General features: G+C 69.0%; 14 protein-coding genes. 8 read left to right on the top strand and 6 right to left on the bottom strand.

All coding sequences use genetic code 11. From position 1 onward, the window contains the following. Window positions 1–443 precede the first annotated feature (443 nt). Complete coding sequence (locus tag OG985_RS48785) at window positions 444–2,960, top strand: Helicase associated domain protein (protein WP_331719022.1); 2,517 nt, start codon at window positions 444–446, stop codon at window positions 2,958–2,960. Window positions 2,961–3,304: 344 nt separating this feature from the next. Here the strand turns inward: OG985_RS48785 and OG985_RS48790 are convergent, their stop codons facing one another. After that, complete coding sequence (locus OG985_RS48790; protein WP_331719023.1) at window positions 3,305–4,705, bottom strand: replication-relaxation family protein; 1,401 nt, start codon at window positions 4,703–4,705, stop codon at window positions 3,305–3,307. Between the two features lie 1,190 nt (window positions 4,706–5,895). On the opposite strand from OG985_RS48790, the gene ssb reads away from it, so the two are divergent. Then, window positions 5,896–6,375, top strand: a complete 480-nt coding sequence (ssb, locus tag OG985_RS48795; RefSeq protein WP_331719024.1) for a single-stranded DNA-binding protein — start codon at window positions 5,896–5,898, stop codon at window positions 6,373–6,375. Between the two features lie 358 nt (window positions 6,376–6,733). Here ssb and OG985_RS48800 read toward each other — a convergent pair whose 3' ends face one another. Beyond that, window positions 6,734–7,210, bottom strand: a complete 477-nt coding sequence (locus OG985_RS48800) for a DUF5994 family protein (RefSeq protein ID WP_331719025.1) — start codon at window positions 7,208–7,210, stop codon at window positions 6,734–6,736. Window positions 7,211–7,539: 329 nt separating this feature from the next. Between OG985_RS48800 and OG985_RS48805 the strand changes: the two genes are divergently transcribed. The 5 genes from OG985_RS48805 to OG985_RS48825 all read left to right on the top strand — a co-directional run bounded on the left by OG985_RS48805 (window position 7,540) and on the right by OG985_RS48825 (window position 10,597). Then, the gene (locus tag OG985_RS48805) at window positions 7,540–8,115 is read left to right on the top strand and encodes a DUF5994 family protein (protein ID WP_331719026.1); all 576 of its coding nucleotides are present in this window, start codon (window positions 7,540–7,542) and stop codon (window positions 8,113–8,115) included. A gap of 5 nt (window positions 8,116–8,120) precedes the next feature. Next, on the top strand, window positions 8,121–8,276 hold the full coding sequence (locus tag OG985_RS48810) for a hypothetical protein (RefSeq protein WP_331719027.1): 156 nt from the start codon (window positions 8,121–8,123) through the stop codon (window positions 8,274–8,276). Window positions 8,277–8,370: 94 nt separating this feature from the next. Then, the gene (locus OG985_RS48815; RefSeq protein WP_331719028.1) at window positions 8,371–8,637 is read left to right on the top strand and encodes a hypothetical protein; all 267 of its coding nucleotides are present in this window, start codon (window positions 8,371–8,373) and stop codon (window positions 8,635–8,637) included. Between the two features lie 223 nt (window positions 8,638–8,860). Further along, a complete protein-coding gene (locus OG985_RS48820) occupies window positions 8,861–9,109 on the top strand; it encodes a hypothetical protein (RefSeq protein WP_371674741.1) in 249 nt (82 codons plus the stop codon). Between the two features lie 243 nt (window positions 9,110–9,352). Next, entirely contained in the window at window positions 9,353–10,597 is a 1,245-nt protein-coding gene (locus OG985_RS48825; RefSeq protein WP_331719030.1) for an IS110 family transposase, read from the top strand. A gap of 33 nt (window positions 10,598–10,630) precedes the next feature. Here OG985_RS48825 and OG985_RS48830 read toward each other — a convergent pair whose 3' ends face one another. Next, a complete protein-coding gene (locus OG985_RS48830; RefSeq protein WP_331719031.1) occupies window positions 10,631–10,888 on the bottom strand; it encodes a DUF4158 domain-containing protein in 258 nt (85 codons plus the stop codon). A 56-nt stretch (window positions 10,889–10,944) separates the two neighbouring features. Continuing rightward, a complete protein-coding gene (locus tag OG985_RS48835; RefSeq protein ID WP_371674742.1) occupies window positions 10,945–11,424 on the bottom strand; it encodes a transposase family protein in 480 nt (159 codons plus the stop codon). Between the two features lie 672 nt (window positions 11,425–12,096). On the opposite strand from OG985_RS48835, the gene OG985_RS48840 reads away from it, so the two are divergent. After that, a complete protein-coding gene (locus tag OG985_RS48840; protein WP_331719033.1) occupies window positions 12,097–14,253 on the top strand; it encodes a SpoIIE family protein phosphatase in 2,157 nt (718 codons plus the stop codon). Between the two features lie 145 nt (window positions 14,254–14,398). On the opposite strand, the gene OG985_RS48845 is transcribed toward OG985_RS48840, so the two are convergent. Together OG985_RS48845 and OG985_RS48850 are read right to left on the bottom strand one after the other, a co-directional pair. Further along, entirely contained in the window at window positions 14,399–15,481 is a 1,083-nt protein-coding gene (locus tag OG985_RS48845; protein ID WP_331719034.1) for a ParB/RepB/Spo0J family partition protein, read from the bottom strand. Next, window positions 15,478–16,740 (bottom strand): ParA family protein, encoded by a 1,263-nt coding sequence (locus OG985_RS48850; protein WP_331719131.1) that lies wholly within the window; start codon window positions 16,738–16,740, stop codon window positions 15,478–15,480. Before OG985_RS48850 ends, OG985_RS48845 begins: the two co-directional genes overlap by 4 nt. Between the last annotated feature and the right edge of the window lie 77 nt (window positions 16,741–16,817).

Genomic DNA, 16,817 nt, shown 5'->3' on the forward strand with positions numbered 1-16,817 from the left:
CCGCAGACGCGACGCGGTGTCGCTACGCGACACTTCCCGCGCTCCGCGCGGGAGGGCGGAACTCCGTTCTGCCTGGCCGTATCGCTCCGCGATACGGCGATCCGGCTGACGCCGGATCAGTCCCGTACCGGCTCGCTCCGCAGTCCAGTACGGGACCTGACGCACCCTCCGGGCGCGCCAGAAAGGCGGCAGTAAGGGGGGAGGGGTTGGTTGTGTCTCTGACCCGCTGACTCTAGGTCGACTCGTCACATCTCCACCCACTTCCGAACAACGGTGTGCGTCACTTCTGCTGGGTAGATAGAGTCTGGGATGTTAGGTAGGTGCCTCTCCAGGTAATTTTGGGTCGGAGCGGTGAGGGACTGGATGGATTCCAGTATCTGAGTTCCTTGAACTGAGCAGCCCTCGATTCGCCTCGTGGAAAGAAGCGGGAGAAGGAGGAAAGAATGTCATCTGTGACGTTGCGTCCGCATCAGGTTGAGGCCGTTGATTCGGTTCTGAGGGTTCTCTCTGAGCCGCCGGGTGGTTGGATGCCGCCGGAGGGGTTGCGGGCGCAGGTAATTGCTGCGACTGGGTCCGGTAAGACGCTGATTGGTGTGGAGTCTGCGAATCGTCTTTCGGCTCGCCGGGTGCTGGTTTTGGTGCCGACGTTGGATCTGCTGGTGCAGATGGCCGGCGCGTGGCGTGGTGGTGGTCGGCGTGGGGCGATGGTTGGGGTGTGTTCTCTGCGTGCTGAGGAGAGTCAGGGTGTGCCGTGTACGACGGATCCCGGCGAGTTGGTGGCGTGGACGGCGGGGCCGGATCTGGTGACGGTGTTTGCGACGTATGCCTCGGTCGGGCAGGGCGTGTTGCAGCGTGCGCATGAGGCTGGTCTGCCGGTGTGGGACTTGGTGGTGGTGGATGAGGCCCATCGGGTGAGTGGTGATGCGGGTCGGCCGTGGGCTGCGGTGCATGATCAGCAGCAGATTCCTGCGGTGCGCCGGCTCTACATGACTGCCACCGCGCGTATCTGGGAGGCCGAGGGGGGCAGCCCTCGTCTGGTGGCGAGTATGGACGAGGACTCGCCCGTCTTCGGGCCGGTGGCGTACAGGCTGCGGTTGTCGGAGGCGATCCGGCTGGGGCTGGTGGCGCCGTATCAGGTGCTGTGTCTCGATATTCGTGATCCGGAGCTCTATGCCGCGCTGACGGGCGGGGACACCGGGTCCGCTGCTGTGAGGGGGGCTCGGCTGGCGGCGGTTCAGGCTGGGTTGATGCGGGCTGCTGTTGAGGAGCGGTTTTGTCGTGTGCTGGCTTTCCATAGTCGGGTGGGTGAGGCGGAGGCGATGGCGGCCGGGGTGCCGGCGGTTGCGGCCCGGCTTGCCGGGGAAGACCCCGACACGTTCCCGCCGGCGGAGCGGGTGTGGGCGGACTGGCTGTACGGCGGGCATGCGCCTGTGCATCGACGTCGGGTGCTCGACGAATTCGCCTCCGATTTCCTCGGAGGGCCGGAATTTGAGGGGCGTGATGTTCAGGCTGCGTTGCGGGTCTTGTCTTCCGTTCGTGTTCTCGGTGAGGGTGTTGATACGGCGCAGTGTGATGCTGTGCTTTTCGCTGATGCGCGGGGGTCGATGATTGACATTGTGCAAATGGTGGGGCGGGCGCTGCGTATGCAGCCGGGGGCGGGGAAACTGGCCACGTTGATCGTGCCGGTGTTCCTCGGTCGTGATGAGGATCCGAATGAAATGCTGACGTCGGATTCCTTGAGCACCCTGGCGAAGATCCTCGGGGCGTTGCGGTCTCATGATGCGGAGGCGATCGAGGCGCTCGCGGACCCTCGGATCCGCAGCGGCCGCCCGGCAGCCGAACAGGACGGGATGCAGGGCGGGTTCGAGAGCGAGGACGGCGGCCAGGAGCGCGGCGAGGGGGGCGTGCGGGTGAGTGGAGCGGCGGCCGGTGTGCTGCGGTTCAGCGAGGAACGTGATCCGTTCGCGCTGGCGCAGTTCGTCCGGCTGCGGATCATCGATCCTGAGGGCGCGTACTGGCGGCGCGGCATCGAGGCGGCGACGCGGTGGTTGCGCGAGACCGGTAGCGGTGAACTGCGGGTGCCGTACGTGTTCACCGCGCCAAAGGAGTGGGGCGCGGTGGGGGGGTATCCGCTCGGGCGGTGGATCGCGGACGTACGGCGCTACTACGCCGCCGGCACCCTGGAAGCCGGGCGCGTCGCCGAGCTGGAGCGGCTGGGGATGGTGTGGTCGGCGTGGGACACCGCGTGGACGGACGGGCTGGCGGTGGCGCAGGACTACGCGGCGGTGCACGGGCACCTGGTGCCGCCCACCAACGCGGTGTGGGGTGGCGACGGCATGGCGATCGGGGTCTGGCTTAAGAATCAGCGTGCAGCCGCCCGGAAGACTCGTGAGAACGCCGAGCGGCGTGCTGCCGGGGAAGTGGGCGTGTCGTGGGCTGGAGAGCTGTCGGAGAGTCGCATGGAGGCGTTGGACGCGATCGATCCGGCCTGGTGCCCGGTGTGGGGGATCGACTGGCAGCGTGGATTCCACCTCACGCTCATGTACCTGCGGTCTGCCGGCACTGTGCCGGTGCGGGCGGGTGAGGTGATCGTGCAGGGCGAGGATCTCGGGGCCTGGACGGTCGCGCAGCGGGTCGGATGGGACAAGCTGGCGCCCACGCAACAGTGGCTGCTGGAGAGTGTCCTGGGGGTGGAGCCCGCGGGCGGGGGTGAGCTGCAGCCGGTGCGTAAGACTCAAGCGGACCGGTGGGCCACCCACCTCGCAGCCGCCCGTCAGTTCCATGCACGCGAGGGCCACCTGCGCGTACCACGCAAGCACGTGGAAGAGGTTACGGGTGAGGACGGTGAAGTCGTTGGACTGCGGCTTGGTGGGTGGCTGGACAACACGCGGCGCAGGGCGGCCAGACTCGCCCCGGAACGTCGGACCGAGCTCGACGAACTCGGAATGCGGTGGTCATGACGGAGAAGGGCATCGGGTCGCAGCTTCAGGTCGTCCTTGCGGGTGGCGTTGCTCCTCACGCGGTTACGGGCGGCAACGCCGTCAGCCGGCTGCGCGCTTCTCGAGGGTGTAGGTGTGGGCGCGCTTGAGCGGGTGCACGTGCGGTCCGTCCCCGGCGACGGAGTGGTGCAGGGCCGCGCGTCGTGTCCGGCGGCGTCAAGGGGTCGTTGCACAGGACAGCGCGCACCGGTCTCATGCCCCCACGGTGTGACCGGTGCGCGAGAGGTTGAGAACTCGGCTTCCGCTGTCCGGTCTCGAGTTTTCAGCTGTAGCCCGGCCCCGACCGCGCTCTGGACGGGACCGGGCTACTTGCTGCGCTGGCGGCGTCCGAAGAGCGCGGCGCGCAGGGTCGGGTACTGGCGGATGTCGCTGCGGCAGGTGGGACAGTGCCGGCCATCCTCCGGCGAGTCGAACACGGCATCGTCCTGCCCGTCCTGGCCGGTGACCGGCAGCCCGCACCGCTCACAGGGCGGGACCGGAGCGGGAACAGGATCCGGGGCGGTTTCGTCGGGCCACGGGTCCAGGTCCGGTGTCGGGTCCGGTGTCGGGGGCCAGGCCGACGTGCGTGGCGCATGCTCTTGCCGGCTGGCTTCTTCGGCTTCCTTGTGACGCAGGCGCCGTTGCTCATCGCGGGCGTGCCAGGCGGAGTGGTCGGCTGGGTTGGCGAGAGCGGCGGGGAGGATTTCCCACTGCCCGTGGCCGCACCGCCACCACACCACACCGCGTGGGCCGTCAGCCTGCAGGCGGTCCAGGGTGGTGAACAGCAGCGGGATGGCGTCGGTGTAGTCGTAGAAGCCGTCCTTGTCCTGCGCGCCGTATCCGCGGTCCGGGTGGTAGTCGCCGGACCAGGCGGTGCGGGTCAGTTCCATGACGGTGTTCATGCGGTTCTTCAACGCTTGCGGGCCGGTCCGGGTGCCGGGGTTGAAGACGATGAGGACCGGCGGATGACCATCCCGGCCCGACGGCCGGTACAGGGCGCGCCAGGCCGGCATGTCCTTACCGACCGAGTTTTTGATCTTCGCCCGGAAGTAGCGGAGGTACTTTTCGAACTTCGCCGCCAGGATCGCGGCGGACTCGGTGCAGTTGTCGACTTCCACGAACAGGACCGGCAACTCCTCCGGCGCCTGCAGGACCGCGTCCGCACGCACCCCGGCCCGGCCGGCCTTGCTGCCGGGCAGGCTGAGGGGGACTTCGGTCGACCAGGAACCGATCCAGCCCAGCCCCTGCATCTGCGGCACCCCATCCGCTGGGTTTGGCGGCGGCACGTCGCCGCGGGCCGGTGATTGGTCCGGCACTCCGGGCGTCTGGCGGGGCACGGGGCGCGTGGCCGCGGCGGGCGTGCGGGTGATCGCGATGACTGTCTCGTTCACCGCCATCGCGTGCGCGGCACCCGAGCGGGCCGCGCCCCGGGCTGTGCCGCCCATCTCCCCCGCCGCCCGGCCCAGTACCTCGGCAGCGGCGTCCAAACCCAGCGGGGTCAGGTTCCAGATCTTGTTGCCGTCACGCGCGCTGCCCTCAGAGACCACCAGGCCGTGCCGCGCCAGGTCCAACGCCGCGTTGCGGAAGGCCTTGTTGTCCTTGTGTCCGGGCGCCATCAGCCGGTGCATCTGATCCGCCGTCGCCACCTTCAGCACCCCCAGCGCCGCCAGGACGTGCGCGCGCACCGCGCTCGTCGACCCGTACGGATACGTCTTCGACCCACCCACCCCAACCCCTCACCCTCAGCCCCTGAACCCCGCACTCACAACACCGACCCGGCAGCCCCCAACGCCTCACCCAGGGGCGCTGAGCTGCGCAAACCGTGAGCACGCTACTCCACGGCCCGGCAGGGGACTTGGTCGGGGGAACGGTAGGGGAGCCGGTAACTTCCCGCCTCTGTCCACCACCGTGCGCGGCATCCGCACCCGGGCACGGCGCACTCCGCACACAGACACCACGGAGACTGCGCAACCGGAACACCGATGCGCAGCCCGAGCAGCTCCCTCCCCCTCACGACCGCGGCCCCTCCTTGGGCAGCAGCACATCCGGGACCAGCAGATGACTGCCGGCCGTGGCGCCAGACCCATCCGCACCCCCGGCGCGATCACCAGGTGCTTCTGTTCCGTGGTCGTCATCCGGTACTGCGCCAGCACTGCCAGCGCCAGCCGGTCCCCCACCCGCGTCCACGTCGGTGATCACGGCCGGCTCCCGCCTCGTACGGTGCGGTGCCGTCCTGCCCGGCGTCGCGCGTACGACGAAGCGCAGCAGGCGGCCCCCACCGGAAGGCCCACCGTGAAGGCCCCACCACGGTCACGGTGCGACAACACCGCCCCCGTCCAGTCCGACAACCCCGCCGACATCCCCTCCGACAGCCGCCCCTGCGCTCGCGGGCTCGGTCCACAGCCACGCAGGTCACCGTGCCATTCCGGTCGTGGTGGGCAGCCCGACATCCCCTCTATGCCCCCGGACCACGCCCCTCAGCAGGAAGAAAGAGAAAGGGTGGGGGTGGGAGACAGCTTGGCCGGGCGGCGGGCGAGGGGATCGGGCGCCCCGGGGGGTGGTCCTCGCGCGACGGCGGGGCCGCGCTCACCTTCCGGGCAGACGAGCCGCCCGGAAGGTGAGCCGGGCAGCAGTGGGCCAGTGCGGGCCCGTCCCGTACGCGACGGGCCCCGAGGGGTATCAGCCATGACATCCCCGGGGCCCAGTTCGCGGGGGCGCTTCGGTCCAACGACGCCGATGCCCTCGCCGTCACGCGGGGTGCGGCGGGATTGTCAGTCTTTCTCGGAGTGCAGGCAGTACGTGCATCTGGACGCTGAGTCGACCAGGCCCATGCACCGCCGGCAGGTGCCGCGCTCCCGGAACGGCCCGCGGAAGAAGGGGAGTGGGGCGGGGGCTGGTGTGTGGGAGGGTTTCTGGCATGCGTAATGAGCTTCCGCTGACGGTGATTGGGAATCTTGTGGATGATCCGGAGTTGCGGTTCACGTCTGCGGGGGTGCCGGTGGCGCGGTTCACGGTGGCGTCGACTCCGCGGGTGTTCGACCGGGATTCGAACGCGTGGCGTGATGGTGAGCCGACGTTCATGGACTGCAGTGCGTGGCGGCAGCTGGCGGAGAATCTGGCGGGGTCGGTGTCGAAGGGGTCGCGGGTGGTGGTGGCGGGGCGGTTGCGGACCGACCGGTGGGAGACCCCGGAAGGAGAGAAGCGTTCGCGGATGGTGCTGGATGTCGATGATGTGGGGGCGTCGATGACGTTCGCGACGGTCACGATCACCCGGACCACGCGCCCTGTTCCGTCCCGTGAGACGGCTCCGGATGATCCGTGGGCCACGGCGAGTCCTGTCCGGCCGGCTGAGGCCGTTGGCGGCGCGGAGGCTCTGGCTGGGGAGCCTCCGTTCTGATGGCGGCGGGGCCGGCCGGGGATCGGGCGGCACCAGGACGTGCGCTGGAGCCGGTGCTGCAGCGCGGTCGCGGCCGGCAGCTGCGCGGCCCCGGCTCCACGTCGGGCTCTACAACAACGACGCGGTCAAGCTGGACGCCGTGTACCTCTACGCCTCGGGTGCGATCGGATGGACGAGACGTTCGAGGAAGTCCCGGGTGCTCTCGCGTGCGGTGGCGACGGATGTCGCGGAGCGGGCGGTTGCGGCATCCGCGCGCCCCGTCGCTATGGTCGCGTCCGCCCCCGCGGCGTGCCACCACTCGGTCGGACCCGGTCTCGCCATCCGCTGTTCAGCGAAGTCCCAGGCCAACGACCTGGTCCTACTCGGGTTCGGGCGTGGTGGCGATGAGGATCTGAGCGGCCTGGGTGATGTTGTCGGCGTGGACCGCGCGGGCCATCGCTTCGCGGGCGGCGTCGGCGGTGGTGTCCGGGGGAACCACCAGCAGGGCGAAGTGGTCGTTGTGGCCGCGGGTGATGAGGACGGTGTCGTCGCCGACCGGGTCGGAGTCGAGGTGCACTACCTGGTCGTCGATGACCAGGCGGGTCGGGAGGCCGTTCCAGGCGGATGCGTCCACGCTGACCCGGGTGATCGGCCCGAGATGCCCGGTCAACACGCTGATCAGCGCGGGCAGTTCGGTCTCGATGTTGCGCGTGCGGGGCCACCACGCGCCGTCCAGGAGGCCCTCCCGGGACCGCGTGGTCTCCAGCCGCAGCAGGGCCGTACCCGGTTTGACCGCCTGGTGGATCGCATCCGGCAGGAGCAGTGGGGGCGTGTGAGGGATGTCGGAGTCAGCCATGTGAGTCCGCCCGTCTTCGGGGTGCGGCCGTACGCCGTCGCAGTTCGGCGCCGACGCCGTTGCCCGTTGCCCGTTGCCCGTTGCCCGTTGCCCGTTGCCCGTTGCCCGTTGCCCGTTGCCCGTTCGGAGACGTGCACGAGCCCGCCGTCGTTTCACGATACTCCCGCCGCCCGCCGGAAAATACCTGGTCACGCCGGTCATGGCCCGCCGAGCAGGCGTACAGTGAAACCACCGGGAGTACTTCGCACACCGGCTTTCACGCGGGTGTCATTTCCGGCGATCACGAAAAACCGGGCTGTCGACGGGCAGCCCGGGGGCAGGTCCGCATCATGACCACGACCTTCGACCGGACCGCGCCCCGTGACCTCGCCGCAGAGCTTCCGGCACGCTTGTCCCTCACTCCGAAGACCACGCTCGCTGGCCAGCTGGACGGGGCCTGGTGGCCCTACTCCCGCGACCTCGAAGCCGAGCTCCCACCGCTCGCCGCAGCCCTGCAGGAGCCCTGGGGGCGCATCACCCGCGTCACCGTGAACCCCACCCGCTGGCCTGTCGTCCCGCACACGGTTGCTGTGGACGGGCGCACGCTGCACGTGGGCTGGTTCACCGAACAGGACCCCGACAAGCTCATCCTGCTCTCCTACACCGTCGGCCGCTGGGACCTTCTCGTCATCCCGCCCGAGACTGCACCCACCGCCGCGGCCCGCCTGATGGCCGCCGCCGCGATCCCGGGCAGCGTCCTCACCGCGGGCGTCCTGATGACCAACGAAGCCGTCATCGGGCGCGGCATCCGTGATGCCGTGCGCCGGGAAGCCACCTGGGAGGGCGAGGGCGGGGCCTGCATGTCCCCCTTCGGGTACCCGATGAGGCGAAGCGCCCTGCCGCAGCCCGGAAACGGCTGGAGGTGAGCTCCATGGAGACCCTCGTCATCATCGCGGTGATGGTCCTCGCGACCGGCATCGGAACGCGCCTGATCCACCTGCTCAACGCCCAGCACGACGCACGGATCGCGGCCTACCACTTCAGCGACCCCCTGCCGAGACCTCCCCGCCTGCCAGACGACCGGTGAGGTACGGGCCTTCCTCCGACCGGGGGCAGCGGGTAAAGGCGCCACGGTTCCGCTACCGCCAGCTTCTCGCCCACCCCGAAGGGAACACGCCCACGTGAAGTACATCGAGACCCACACACTGGCCTCGCTCGGGCACGCCGAGGTACGGATCATCGCGCACACGCCCGAAGCCGCCCGAGCGGTCGCGGAGGCGCTTCGCCACTGCTTCGCCGGAGCGGAACAGCGCAGCTATCCCGGCCTCGACGGCGACACCCGCCTCCACCTCACCGTGGACACGGCAACTCCCGCCGGCCCCGCCCGCTCCTGGCTGGCCGCCAGCCGGAGCCCCGTCGGCACCAGCGCCCACTCCGACGAGACGTGAGCGCCGCCGCGGGCCCCGGAACCTACCCCCGCACACAGGCAGGCAGCCGCGGTTTGTTCTGGAGAACCAGAACAAACCGGTTTACCCAGTGCTACCGACCATCCGCGCCACACCCACCTGATACGGCAGCTGTAGATAGTCCTGCTTGTGCTCATCGTGATGGTCAGCGCCGTGATGGGGGTGGGTGCGGGCATGTGGACGGCCGCCCCGATCATGACCTGGTGTGACCCAAGATCAAAAGGAGACGGCCGCTTCGGCCACGGTAGACGACACAGGCCACGAGAGGGCGTTCGGGGCCTTGCTGGCCTCGTTGTCCGACTGCTTCGCCCGCTCCGAGACCCGGGAGACGTTCGCGCGGATGACCCGGGGCATGCTGATGGAGCTCGAGGACGTCAACTGCTGGAGCCTGGCCGAAGCGATCGGCGAGCGGGGCCCGCACCGCCTGCACCATCTGCTCTCCCGCGCGGTTTAGAACGAAGTCATCCCGGGCCCTGGCGGGCCCGCCCCGCGGCCGGGAAAATCCGGGGTGGTGCCCGTCCGGATGACGTCGATGGAGCTTGGTGCCGAGTTGTGAGCCCGAAACGAAGTCGGACGCGGGGGCCGAGCGCAGGAGTCCAGTGATGTTGCCACGAGCACGCAAGAGAGCTTCTTCGAATCCTGTGGCCCCGGAAGGGCGGGCACCGTCACGCGAGCGGACGGGAAGGCAGGGGCGGGTATGGACGTGTTCGAAGAGCGGTGCGCCGGGGCCGACCTGGGCAAGGTGGACTGCAAGGTGTGCATCCGCGTGCCGGGGACGGGCAAGCGGGCCCGCCGTGAGGTACGCACGTTCTCCACGATGAGTGACGGCCTGCTGGAACTGCGGGACTGGCTGCTGGAGAACAAGATCGCCAGGGTGGGCATGGAGGCCACGGCGTCGTACTGGAAACCGCTGTACTACCTGCTGGAGGCCACCGAGGGCATCGAACCGTGGCTGCTCAATGCCCAGCACATCAAGACCGTGCCGGGCCGTAAGACCGACGTGAAGGACTGCCAGTGGATCTGCCGCCTGGTCGAGCACGGCCTGGTCCGGCCCAGCTTCGTGCCCCCGCGCGACATCCGGCAGCTGCGGGACCTGACCCGGTACCGCACCGAGACCGTCCGCGACCGGGCGAGGGACGTGAACCGGCTCGCGATGTTCCTTGAGGACGCCGGGATCAAGCTCAGCTCGGTGGTGTCCGACATCACCGGCCGCTCCGCCCGCGCGATGCTGGACGCCCTGGTCGCCGGGGAGCGCGACCCGCAGGTACTCGCGGCGCTGGCGCTGGGCCGGATGCGGGGCAAGGTCCCGCTGCTGACCCACGCGCTGGCCAACAGTTTTACCGGCCACCACGCGTTCATGGCCGCGGCGATGCTCCGGGCGATCGACGAGGCCGACGCCCGGATCACGCAGCTGAGCCAGGAGATCAACCGCCAGTTGCAGCCGCTTCAACAGCAGGTCGAACTGCTCATCACGATCCCCGGGGTCAGTCTGACCATCGCCCAGGTGATCATTGCCGAGACCGGGGTGGACATGGGCCGGTTCGCCACCGCCGGCCACCTCGCCTCCTGGGCGGGGATCTGCCCGGGTAACAACGAGTCCGCCGGGAAGCGGCTGTCCGGCCGGACCCGCCACGGCGACACCTGGCTCAAGACCGCTCTGTACATGGCGGGCTCCAGTGCCGCGCGCGCGAAGGGAACCTACCTCGGCGCGCAGTTCAGAAGGCTTGTGCCACACCGCGGCGTGAAACGGGCGACCGTCGCGGTCGGACATTCCATCCTGGTCGCCGCCTGGCACATCCTGCACGACCTCGTCCCCTACCAGGACCTCGGCGCCGACCACTTCACCAACCGGCTCAGCAAGGAACGCCAGACCCGCCGCCTGCTCGCCCAACTCACAGCCCTCGGCCTCGACGTCACCGTCACGCCCCAAGAGGCCGCTTGAACTGCACCAACGCGAACCGTGTGCACGTCATTTTCAAGAGAGCTGTTCGGCAACGAAGTCCACTATCCCGGTCGGCACCTCAGCCGGCGCAGTCACAAATGTCCCGAGCATCCGCACGGTGCCCCACTGCACCGCCCAGCCAAGGCGATTGTGCGGACGGCGCTTCGTCCCGGCCACCTCCAGTGCCACGCTGTCCAGCCGGAAGAACTCCTCCAGTTCCTGGGCGGACGGCTCCTCAGCGAACCGGCCGTACCGGGCGACCTGATCATCGGACAGATACTCAACAGACACAGCCCGTCACGCTAGGCACCCGCCGCGCCCAGTCCAGCAACAACGAGCCAGCTTCTCTAGCGTTCAATCCTGGAGGAATACCGGCGAGACCCCGCCTTCGGACGCCGAACCCGTACCTCGGTGCCGTCCAGGCGCGGCTCAACCCCCTTCGCGGTGGCGTAGGCGAAGACATCGGCCAGCGTGTGCAGGCGCAGTCCCGCCTCGCCGGGGACCGCGAAGCCCCGCGCCGCCAGGAGCGGACGGATCTCATGGACGGCCCGCGTGACCGTGGAGCGGTCCACTCCGTAGAAGACGGCGAGGACGGCGTGCGGAAGCTGGAACCGCAGGATCACCAGGGCCGCGATCACCCGGTCGGTGAAGACCAGTTGATGGCTGGGCCCGCCGCCCTCTGCCCGCAGACGCTCATGGCCTCGGCGTTCGCCCAGCCGGGACTCCTCCCGCGCCATCCACGGGCCGGCCAACTCGGCTATGAGCGCCCCGAGTCGACGCCTCGAGATGCCGGTGCAGATACGATGCGAGAGAGCCGTACGGGCCAAGGATCGCTTCACAACCATCCAACCCGTACGGCTCTCCTCACGTTCCAGACCAGCCGAAACCGCTGTCGTACACAACGCCCTAAGGAAGATCACCAGTCGGCGCCAGTCCGATGCTCCAAGACGGAACTGTGTGCGGGCGGCTTTGAAGGATGCCGTCACAGCTCCGCGGGCGTATTGTCCGTTTATGGGTGACGTGTGTTGTGAGTGGTGCGGGGCACTGTTCCCCGGGCCAGCGGCGCGTGGCCGCCGGTACTGCCGGCCGGCGCACCGGCAGGCGGCCTGGCGTGCACGGCGCCGCTGGCAGGAGGCGGCCTCGGCACGGGAAGAGGTGGTTGTGGCCGGTGAAGACCTGGTCTTCCAGGTACTGGCCGTTGTCCGGCAGGCCCAGCCGGCCTCGCCGAGGGTGCTGCCTGCGGGATGGCACTGCGCCACGGTGGTCCGTGTGCCGGACCTGGCCAGCCGGATGATCAGGGCAGCAGTGTGGGCAGATCGGCAGACCGGAGCCAGTTGGGCACAGATTGGCACGAGCCTGGGCATCAGTGCCGAGGCGGCTCGGGGCCGCTTCGGCCGCACACGTACAGCTACCGTGCCTGCTGGCAAGGCCGGGTGAGATCCGTGCAGCAGCCTGGTAATCCTGGAATCGAGTCCGGTCCCGGGCGTCTGGATGCCCTGATGACTGATGTGGTGCGCGATACCAGCGCATCGATCGGCCTGCTGTATCTGCTGCCGCCCGGCGAGCGGGTGCTGGGGCTGGCGCTGGTGTCCGGCGCCTCACCGCGGCTGGCCGCGCCCTGGGCCCGCGTCCTGATGGACACTTCGACGCCGGTCAGCGACGCCGTGCGGCAGCGGCGTCTGGTGTGGCTGGCTAGCCGGGAGGAGGTGGCCAGCCGATACCCACAGCTGGGCTTCGTGCTGCCGTACGACTTCATGCTTGCCGCCGCCCCGCTGGCCAATGGCGGCCCCTCTGCATGGGGCGGGATCGCACTGCTGTGGCCGCTCTGGCACCCTCCGCAGCTCAGCCCGCATGAACACAACACGGTCACCAGATTCAGCCGGCACGCGGCAGACCTCCTTCAGCAGGCTGCCGGCGACGGCCGTCCGCTGCTGCCGCCCGCAGAGCCACGGCTGCTGCCGGCACCCCTGCACGAGGCCGATCCCGCCCAGGCCATGGACGCGCTCCGTTTCACCGAGCGCCTTCCGGTCGGCTGCTGCGCCCTCGCCCTGGACGGCCGGCTCACCTACATCAACCCCGCCGGTGCCGAACTCATGGGCGCCGGCGCCACCTCCCTCGTGGGCAGCCGCCCCTGGGAGGTACTGCTGTGGCTGCACGCCCCCGTCTTCGAAGAGTGCTACCGGTCGGCAGTGATCTCCCGCCAGCCGACCTCATTCACCGCTGTGCGCCCCCCGGACACACCGCTGCTCTTCCAGCTATACCCCGGCGACAGCGGCATCAGCGTCCACATCACCCCCGCCGCGCAGCAGGAAATCCCACCCCGCAAGAATGCACCATCGCGAGAAACGGTCAGTGCGGTGGCGCTTTATCACCTGACGCACCTGGCCGCCGCGCTCGCCGAGGCCGTAGACGTCCACAGTGTGGCCGATCTCGTCGCCGACCAAATCGTGCCCGCCTTCGGCCCACAGGGCCTGGTCCTCATGACCGCAGAGGAAGGCCGGCTGCACATCATCGGGCACCGCGGCTACAGCGCCGAGTTCGTCAGCCGCTTCGACGGAATGCCCCTGGCCGCCCCCACTCCGACCGCGCATGCCCTGGCCACCAACACCCCGGCCTTCTTCCCTACCTTCGCCGACTTCCAGCGCGCCTACCCCGGCGCGCCACGCTATGAGGGCAGAGGCGCCTGGGCCTTCCTGCCCCTGACCGCCTCCGGCCGCCGCATCGGCTCTCTCGCCCTCTCCTACAACCAGCCCCAGCCCTTCCCCCCTGCCGAACGCGCCATCCTCACCTCCCTGGCCGGGCTCCTCGCCCAGGCCCTGGACCGCGCCCGCCTCTACGACGCCACCCACACCCTCGCCCACGCCCTCCAGACCGGCCTGCTGCCCCCGGTACTGCCCCGCATTCCTGGCCTGGACGCCGCCGCCCGCTATCTGCCCGCCGGGCACGGCACGGACATCGGCGGCGACTTCTACGACCTCATCCACACAACCCCCACCGCTACGGCAGTGATCGGCGACGTCCAGGGCCACAACCCCACCGCAGCCGCCCTCATGGGACAGGTCCGCACCGCCGTCCACGCCCACGCCACCACCGGCACCGCCCCCGGCGACCTCCTCGCCCGCACCAACCGCCTTCTCACCGACCTCGACCCCGGCCTGTTCACCAGCTGCCTGATCGCCCAGCTCGACCCCACCCACCACCGCGCAACCCTCGCCACCGCCGGACACCCCCCACCCCTGCTCCGCCACCCCGACGGACGAACCGAAATCCTCCGCCTGCCCCCCGGCCTTCTGCTCGGCATCGAACCTGAAGCCGACTACCCCACCACCAAGATCGACCTCCCGCCCGGCGCCGTACTCGCCCTGTACACCGACGGACTCGTGGAAGCCCCCGGCACCGACATCGACGACACCACCCACGCCCTCGCCCAGCACCTCGCCCAGGCTCAGACCCAGGACCTGGACGACCTCGCCGACACCCTCATCCGCCACGCCGAACACTCCGCCCCCCGCCACGACGACATCGCCCTCCTCCTCATCCGCCCCTCGCCAGACCCGAGGCCCCTCACTCAACTTGACAGCGCCCGGCTGTTCACCGGCTTGCCCGCGCCCGAGCCTCCGATGTCATTCGCTGAAGTCCAGGCGCTGCTCACCTGACGACTGGACGGCGAGCGGCTCCGTCCGTCCCTGCCACTACCTCCACCGATGCGCTGCGGCGCCTATTACGTCGTAATAGGCGCCGCAGCGCATCGCTTCCCTAGTCCGCGTCACCGTGTCCCTGCACAGCCTGCAAGTGCGGATGTCAGCTGTCGTGGCTCGGGGAGGACTCGGCTTGCTGGTACAGGACCTTTTCGAATGCCGCCGGGTTCCGGTCCTTAGCCAGCCGATTGAGCATCTGAAGCATCTCGAAGAAGGCCGGCTCCTCCATCTTCCGCGTCAAGTGCATGGCGATGAAGTACGGGTCGTCGTACGGCAGGGTGCGCGGCTGCTGTGGGGGCTCTGCTTGGTCCTCGAACTTAGAGACTCCAGTGTGGGAGCGCGGTTCGGGCACTGGTTTCCCGGTGCCGCTCTCGTTGTCCCACTCCCCCGCCCTGGTGTCGTCCGTCTTGTTTGCTGCCGTGCTGTCGGGCACCGCAGCTTTGGGTTGCCTCCCGGGCTTACGGTTCGGCTTCTCGGCTTCCTTCCTGGCGCGCTCGGCCTTCAGTTCTTCCAAGGCCGCCGCCTGCTGGTCGGCCTGCTTCCCTCCGACGGCGCGCAGCAGGTCGATGGGCTCCTGGCCGATGCGAGCCTGAAGTTCTTCGGTGAGGTTGAGCAGCGCCAGGCGTTGTGAGACCCATCCCTGGGAACGGTGGAGGCGTTTGGCCAGGGCCACCTGGCTGCCGTGGATGGCGAGGAGGCGTTGCAGTGCGCGGGCTTCATCGAGTTCGTCGAGGTCCTGGCGGTGGATGTTGGCGACGAGGGCGGATTCGAGGAGTTCCTCGGAGGTGGTGCCCTGGTCGTCACTCACCATGATCTTGAGGGTGGCGAGGCCGGCTTCGCGGGCGGCGGCGAGGCGGCTGCTGCCGTCGATGACGACGTGGCTGGTGTCGGGTTCGAGGTCTGCTTCACGCTCGGGGTTGGCCTTGATGTAGGCGTCGCGGTTCATGACCGTGATCGCCTGTTTCTGCCCGTGCGTCTTCAGGCTGCCCGCGAGGTCGGTGAGATCTCCCAGGGTGGACCGGGGGTTGTCGGGGTTGAGACTGATGCGGCCAGTGGGCAGCTCGGTGGGCGGTGCTACGGCGTCGGTAGGGACTCCGGTCGCGGCGGCGACGGCCTGCCGGCGGGCGCTGACGGGGCGCACCGTGCCGCCGAATCGGCCGGCGCCCAGCTGATCGGCCTTGCTCATGCGATCTCCCGTGCCAGTGCGCGCATGCCGATCGCCTGCTGCGATTTGGGCGCGTACGACAGCAGAGGCTGCTTCATCCGTACTGCTTCCTTCTGCTCCTTGAGATCACCGATAAGACCGACGACCCGTGGATCCTTTATGTCCACCCATCCCTGAAGGGAGGAGGTGGCAATGAAGCCGCGGCGGGAGTCGTAGAGATTGACGACGATGCCGAGGTAGTCGATGTCGACCTGAAGGTCGTTGCGCAGGTCCTCGATCTGCGTGGTGAGCAGTTCGTAGGCGTCGGCGGAGCTGTCCTCGGCCTGCACGACGATCAGCGCTCCGGACTGGCCGAGCTTTTCGCCGTCGCGGCGGCGGCCATAGTAGGCGGCGGCGTCCATGCTCAGCCCCAGGCTGGGCGGGCAGTCGACGACGATCACGTCGTAGTCGGCTTCGAGGGGAGCGAGGGCCCGCTCCAGGGCGGCTTCTCGGGCGCGCACGGCCGAGAGGCGTACGTCGAGGAGGAAGGCATCGTTGCATGCGGGCAGCAGGTGGAGCCGGCCGTCGAAAGTGTCGTCCGCGATGGAGACGATGAGGTCGCGTAGGTCGCCTTTGGGGTCACCCGCCATATGGGTGGTCAGGCTGTCACCGTTCATCGGCAGGGGAGTGGCACCGAGTTGATTGGTGAGGTGGCACTGCGGGTCGAAGTCGACGAGGAGGACCCGCAGTCCGAGGCCGGGCAGGTTCTCGATGTCGAGCGGGTCGCTGGCCGGCTCGCTGTCGGCCTGGGTTTCGCTGGAGCGCAGGGCTTTGGCGAGTGCCTTGGCCACTCGGACCGCTTGGAGTGAGTTGGGGTCTTCGGCGAGTGCTTCACCCAGGCCTGCGGTGATGGCGGTCTTGCCGACGCCGCCCTTCTGGTTGCAGACGATGATGCGGCGGGTGATCTCAGGCCGCTCAACATCCGGTGCCGGGTTCGAGTCGAGCCAGAGCTGGACGGACTGGGCCAGACCCTGGATCAGGGAGACGCGCCGGTCGGTGGTGATCTGACGGAACTCCTCCCACTGGCCCGGGGGGAGGAAGGTCGAGAAGGAGTCGGCGCCGGCGGTGTCGACGGTGGCCGGCGTGGATGCCAGGCCGCACCAGTCGTTGATGCCCTGTTCGACGGCCGCCTGAATCTCAATGCCGTGCTGGGCGGCTCTGATTTTGAGGTTCTGCCGGAGCCATCCCGGCAGTTTGGAGACGACCTTCTCGCGGTCGCTGGAGGTGGCTGGAGAGCTCATGAAGGACACCTTACTAACGCGCATGATCTTTTGCAGCATCGACACGTTAGCTAGACGTAGTTGATGAGCCCCCGAGA

The organism is Streptomyces sp. NBC_00289, assembly GCF_041435115.1.
GTDB lineage: Bacteria > Actinomycetota > Actinomycetes > Streptomycetales > Streptomycetaceae > Streptomyces.

What these genes read in the sequence shown, in the direction of transcription:
- OG985_RS48825 (WP_331719030.1), top strand. Translation starts at nt 9,353, where the DNA reads ATGGACGTGTTCGAAGAGCGGTGCGCCGGGGCCGACCTGGGCAAGGTG.
- OG985_RS48850 (WP_331719131.1), bottom strand. Translation starts at nt 16,740, where the DNA reads ATGAGCTCTCCAGCCACCTCCAGCGACCGCGAGAAGGTCGTCTCCAAA.
- OG985_RS48810 (WP_331719027.1), top strand. Translation starts at nt 8,121, where the DNA reads ATGGAGACCCTCGTCATCATCGCGGTGATGGTCCTCGCGACCGGCATC.
- OG985_RS48805 (WP_331719026.1), top strand. Translation starts at nt 7,540, where the DNA reads ATGACCACGACCTTCGACCGGACCGCGCCCCGTGACCTCGCCGCAGAG.
- OG985_RS48840 (WP_331719033.1), top strand. Translation starts at nt 12,097, where the DNA reads ATGACTGATGTGGTGCGCGATACCAGCGCATCGATCGGCCTGCTGTAT.
- OG985_RS48800 (WP_331719025.1), bottom strand. Translation starts at nt 7,210, where the DNA reads ATGGCTGACTCCGACATCCCTCACACGCCCCCACTGCTCCTGCCGGAT.
- OG985_RS48845 (WP_331719034.1), bottom strand. Translation starts at nt 15,481, where the DNA reads ATGAGCAAGGCCGATCAGCTGGGCGCCGGCCGATTCGGCGGCACGGTG.
- OG985_RS48785 (WP_331719022.1), top strand. Translation starts at nt 444, where the DNA reads ATGTCATCTGTGACGTTGCGTCCGCATCAGGTTGAGGCCGTTGATTCG.
- ssb (WP_331719024.1), top strand. Translation starts at nt 5,896, where the DNA reads ATGCGTAATGAGCTTCCGCTGACGGTGATTGGGAATCTTGTGGATGAT.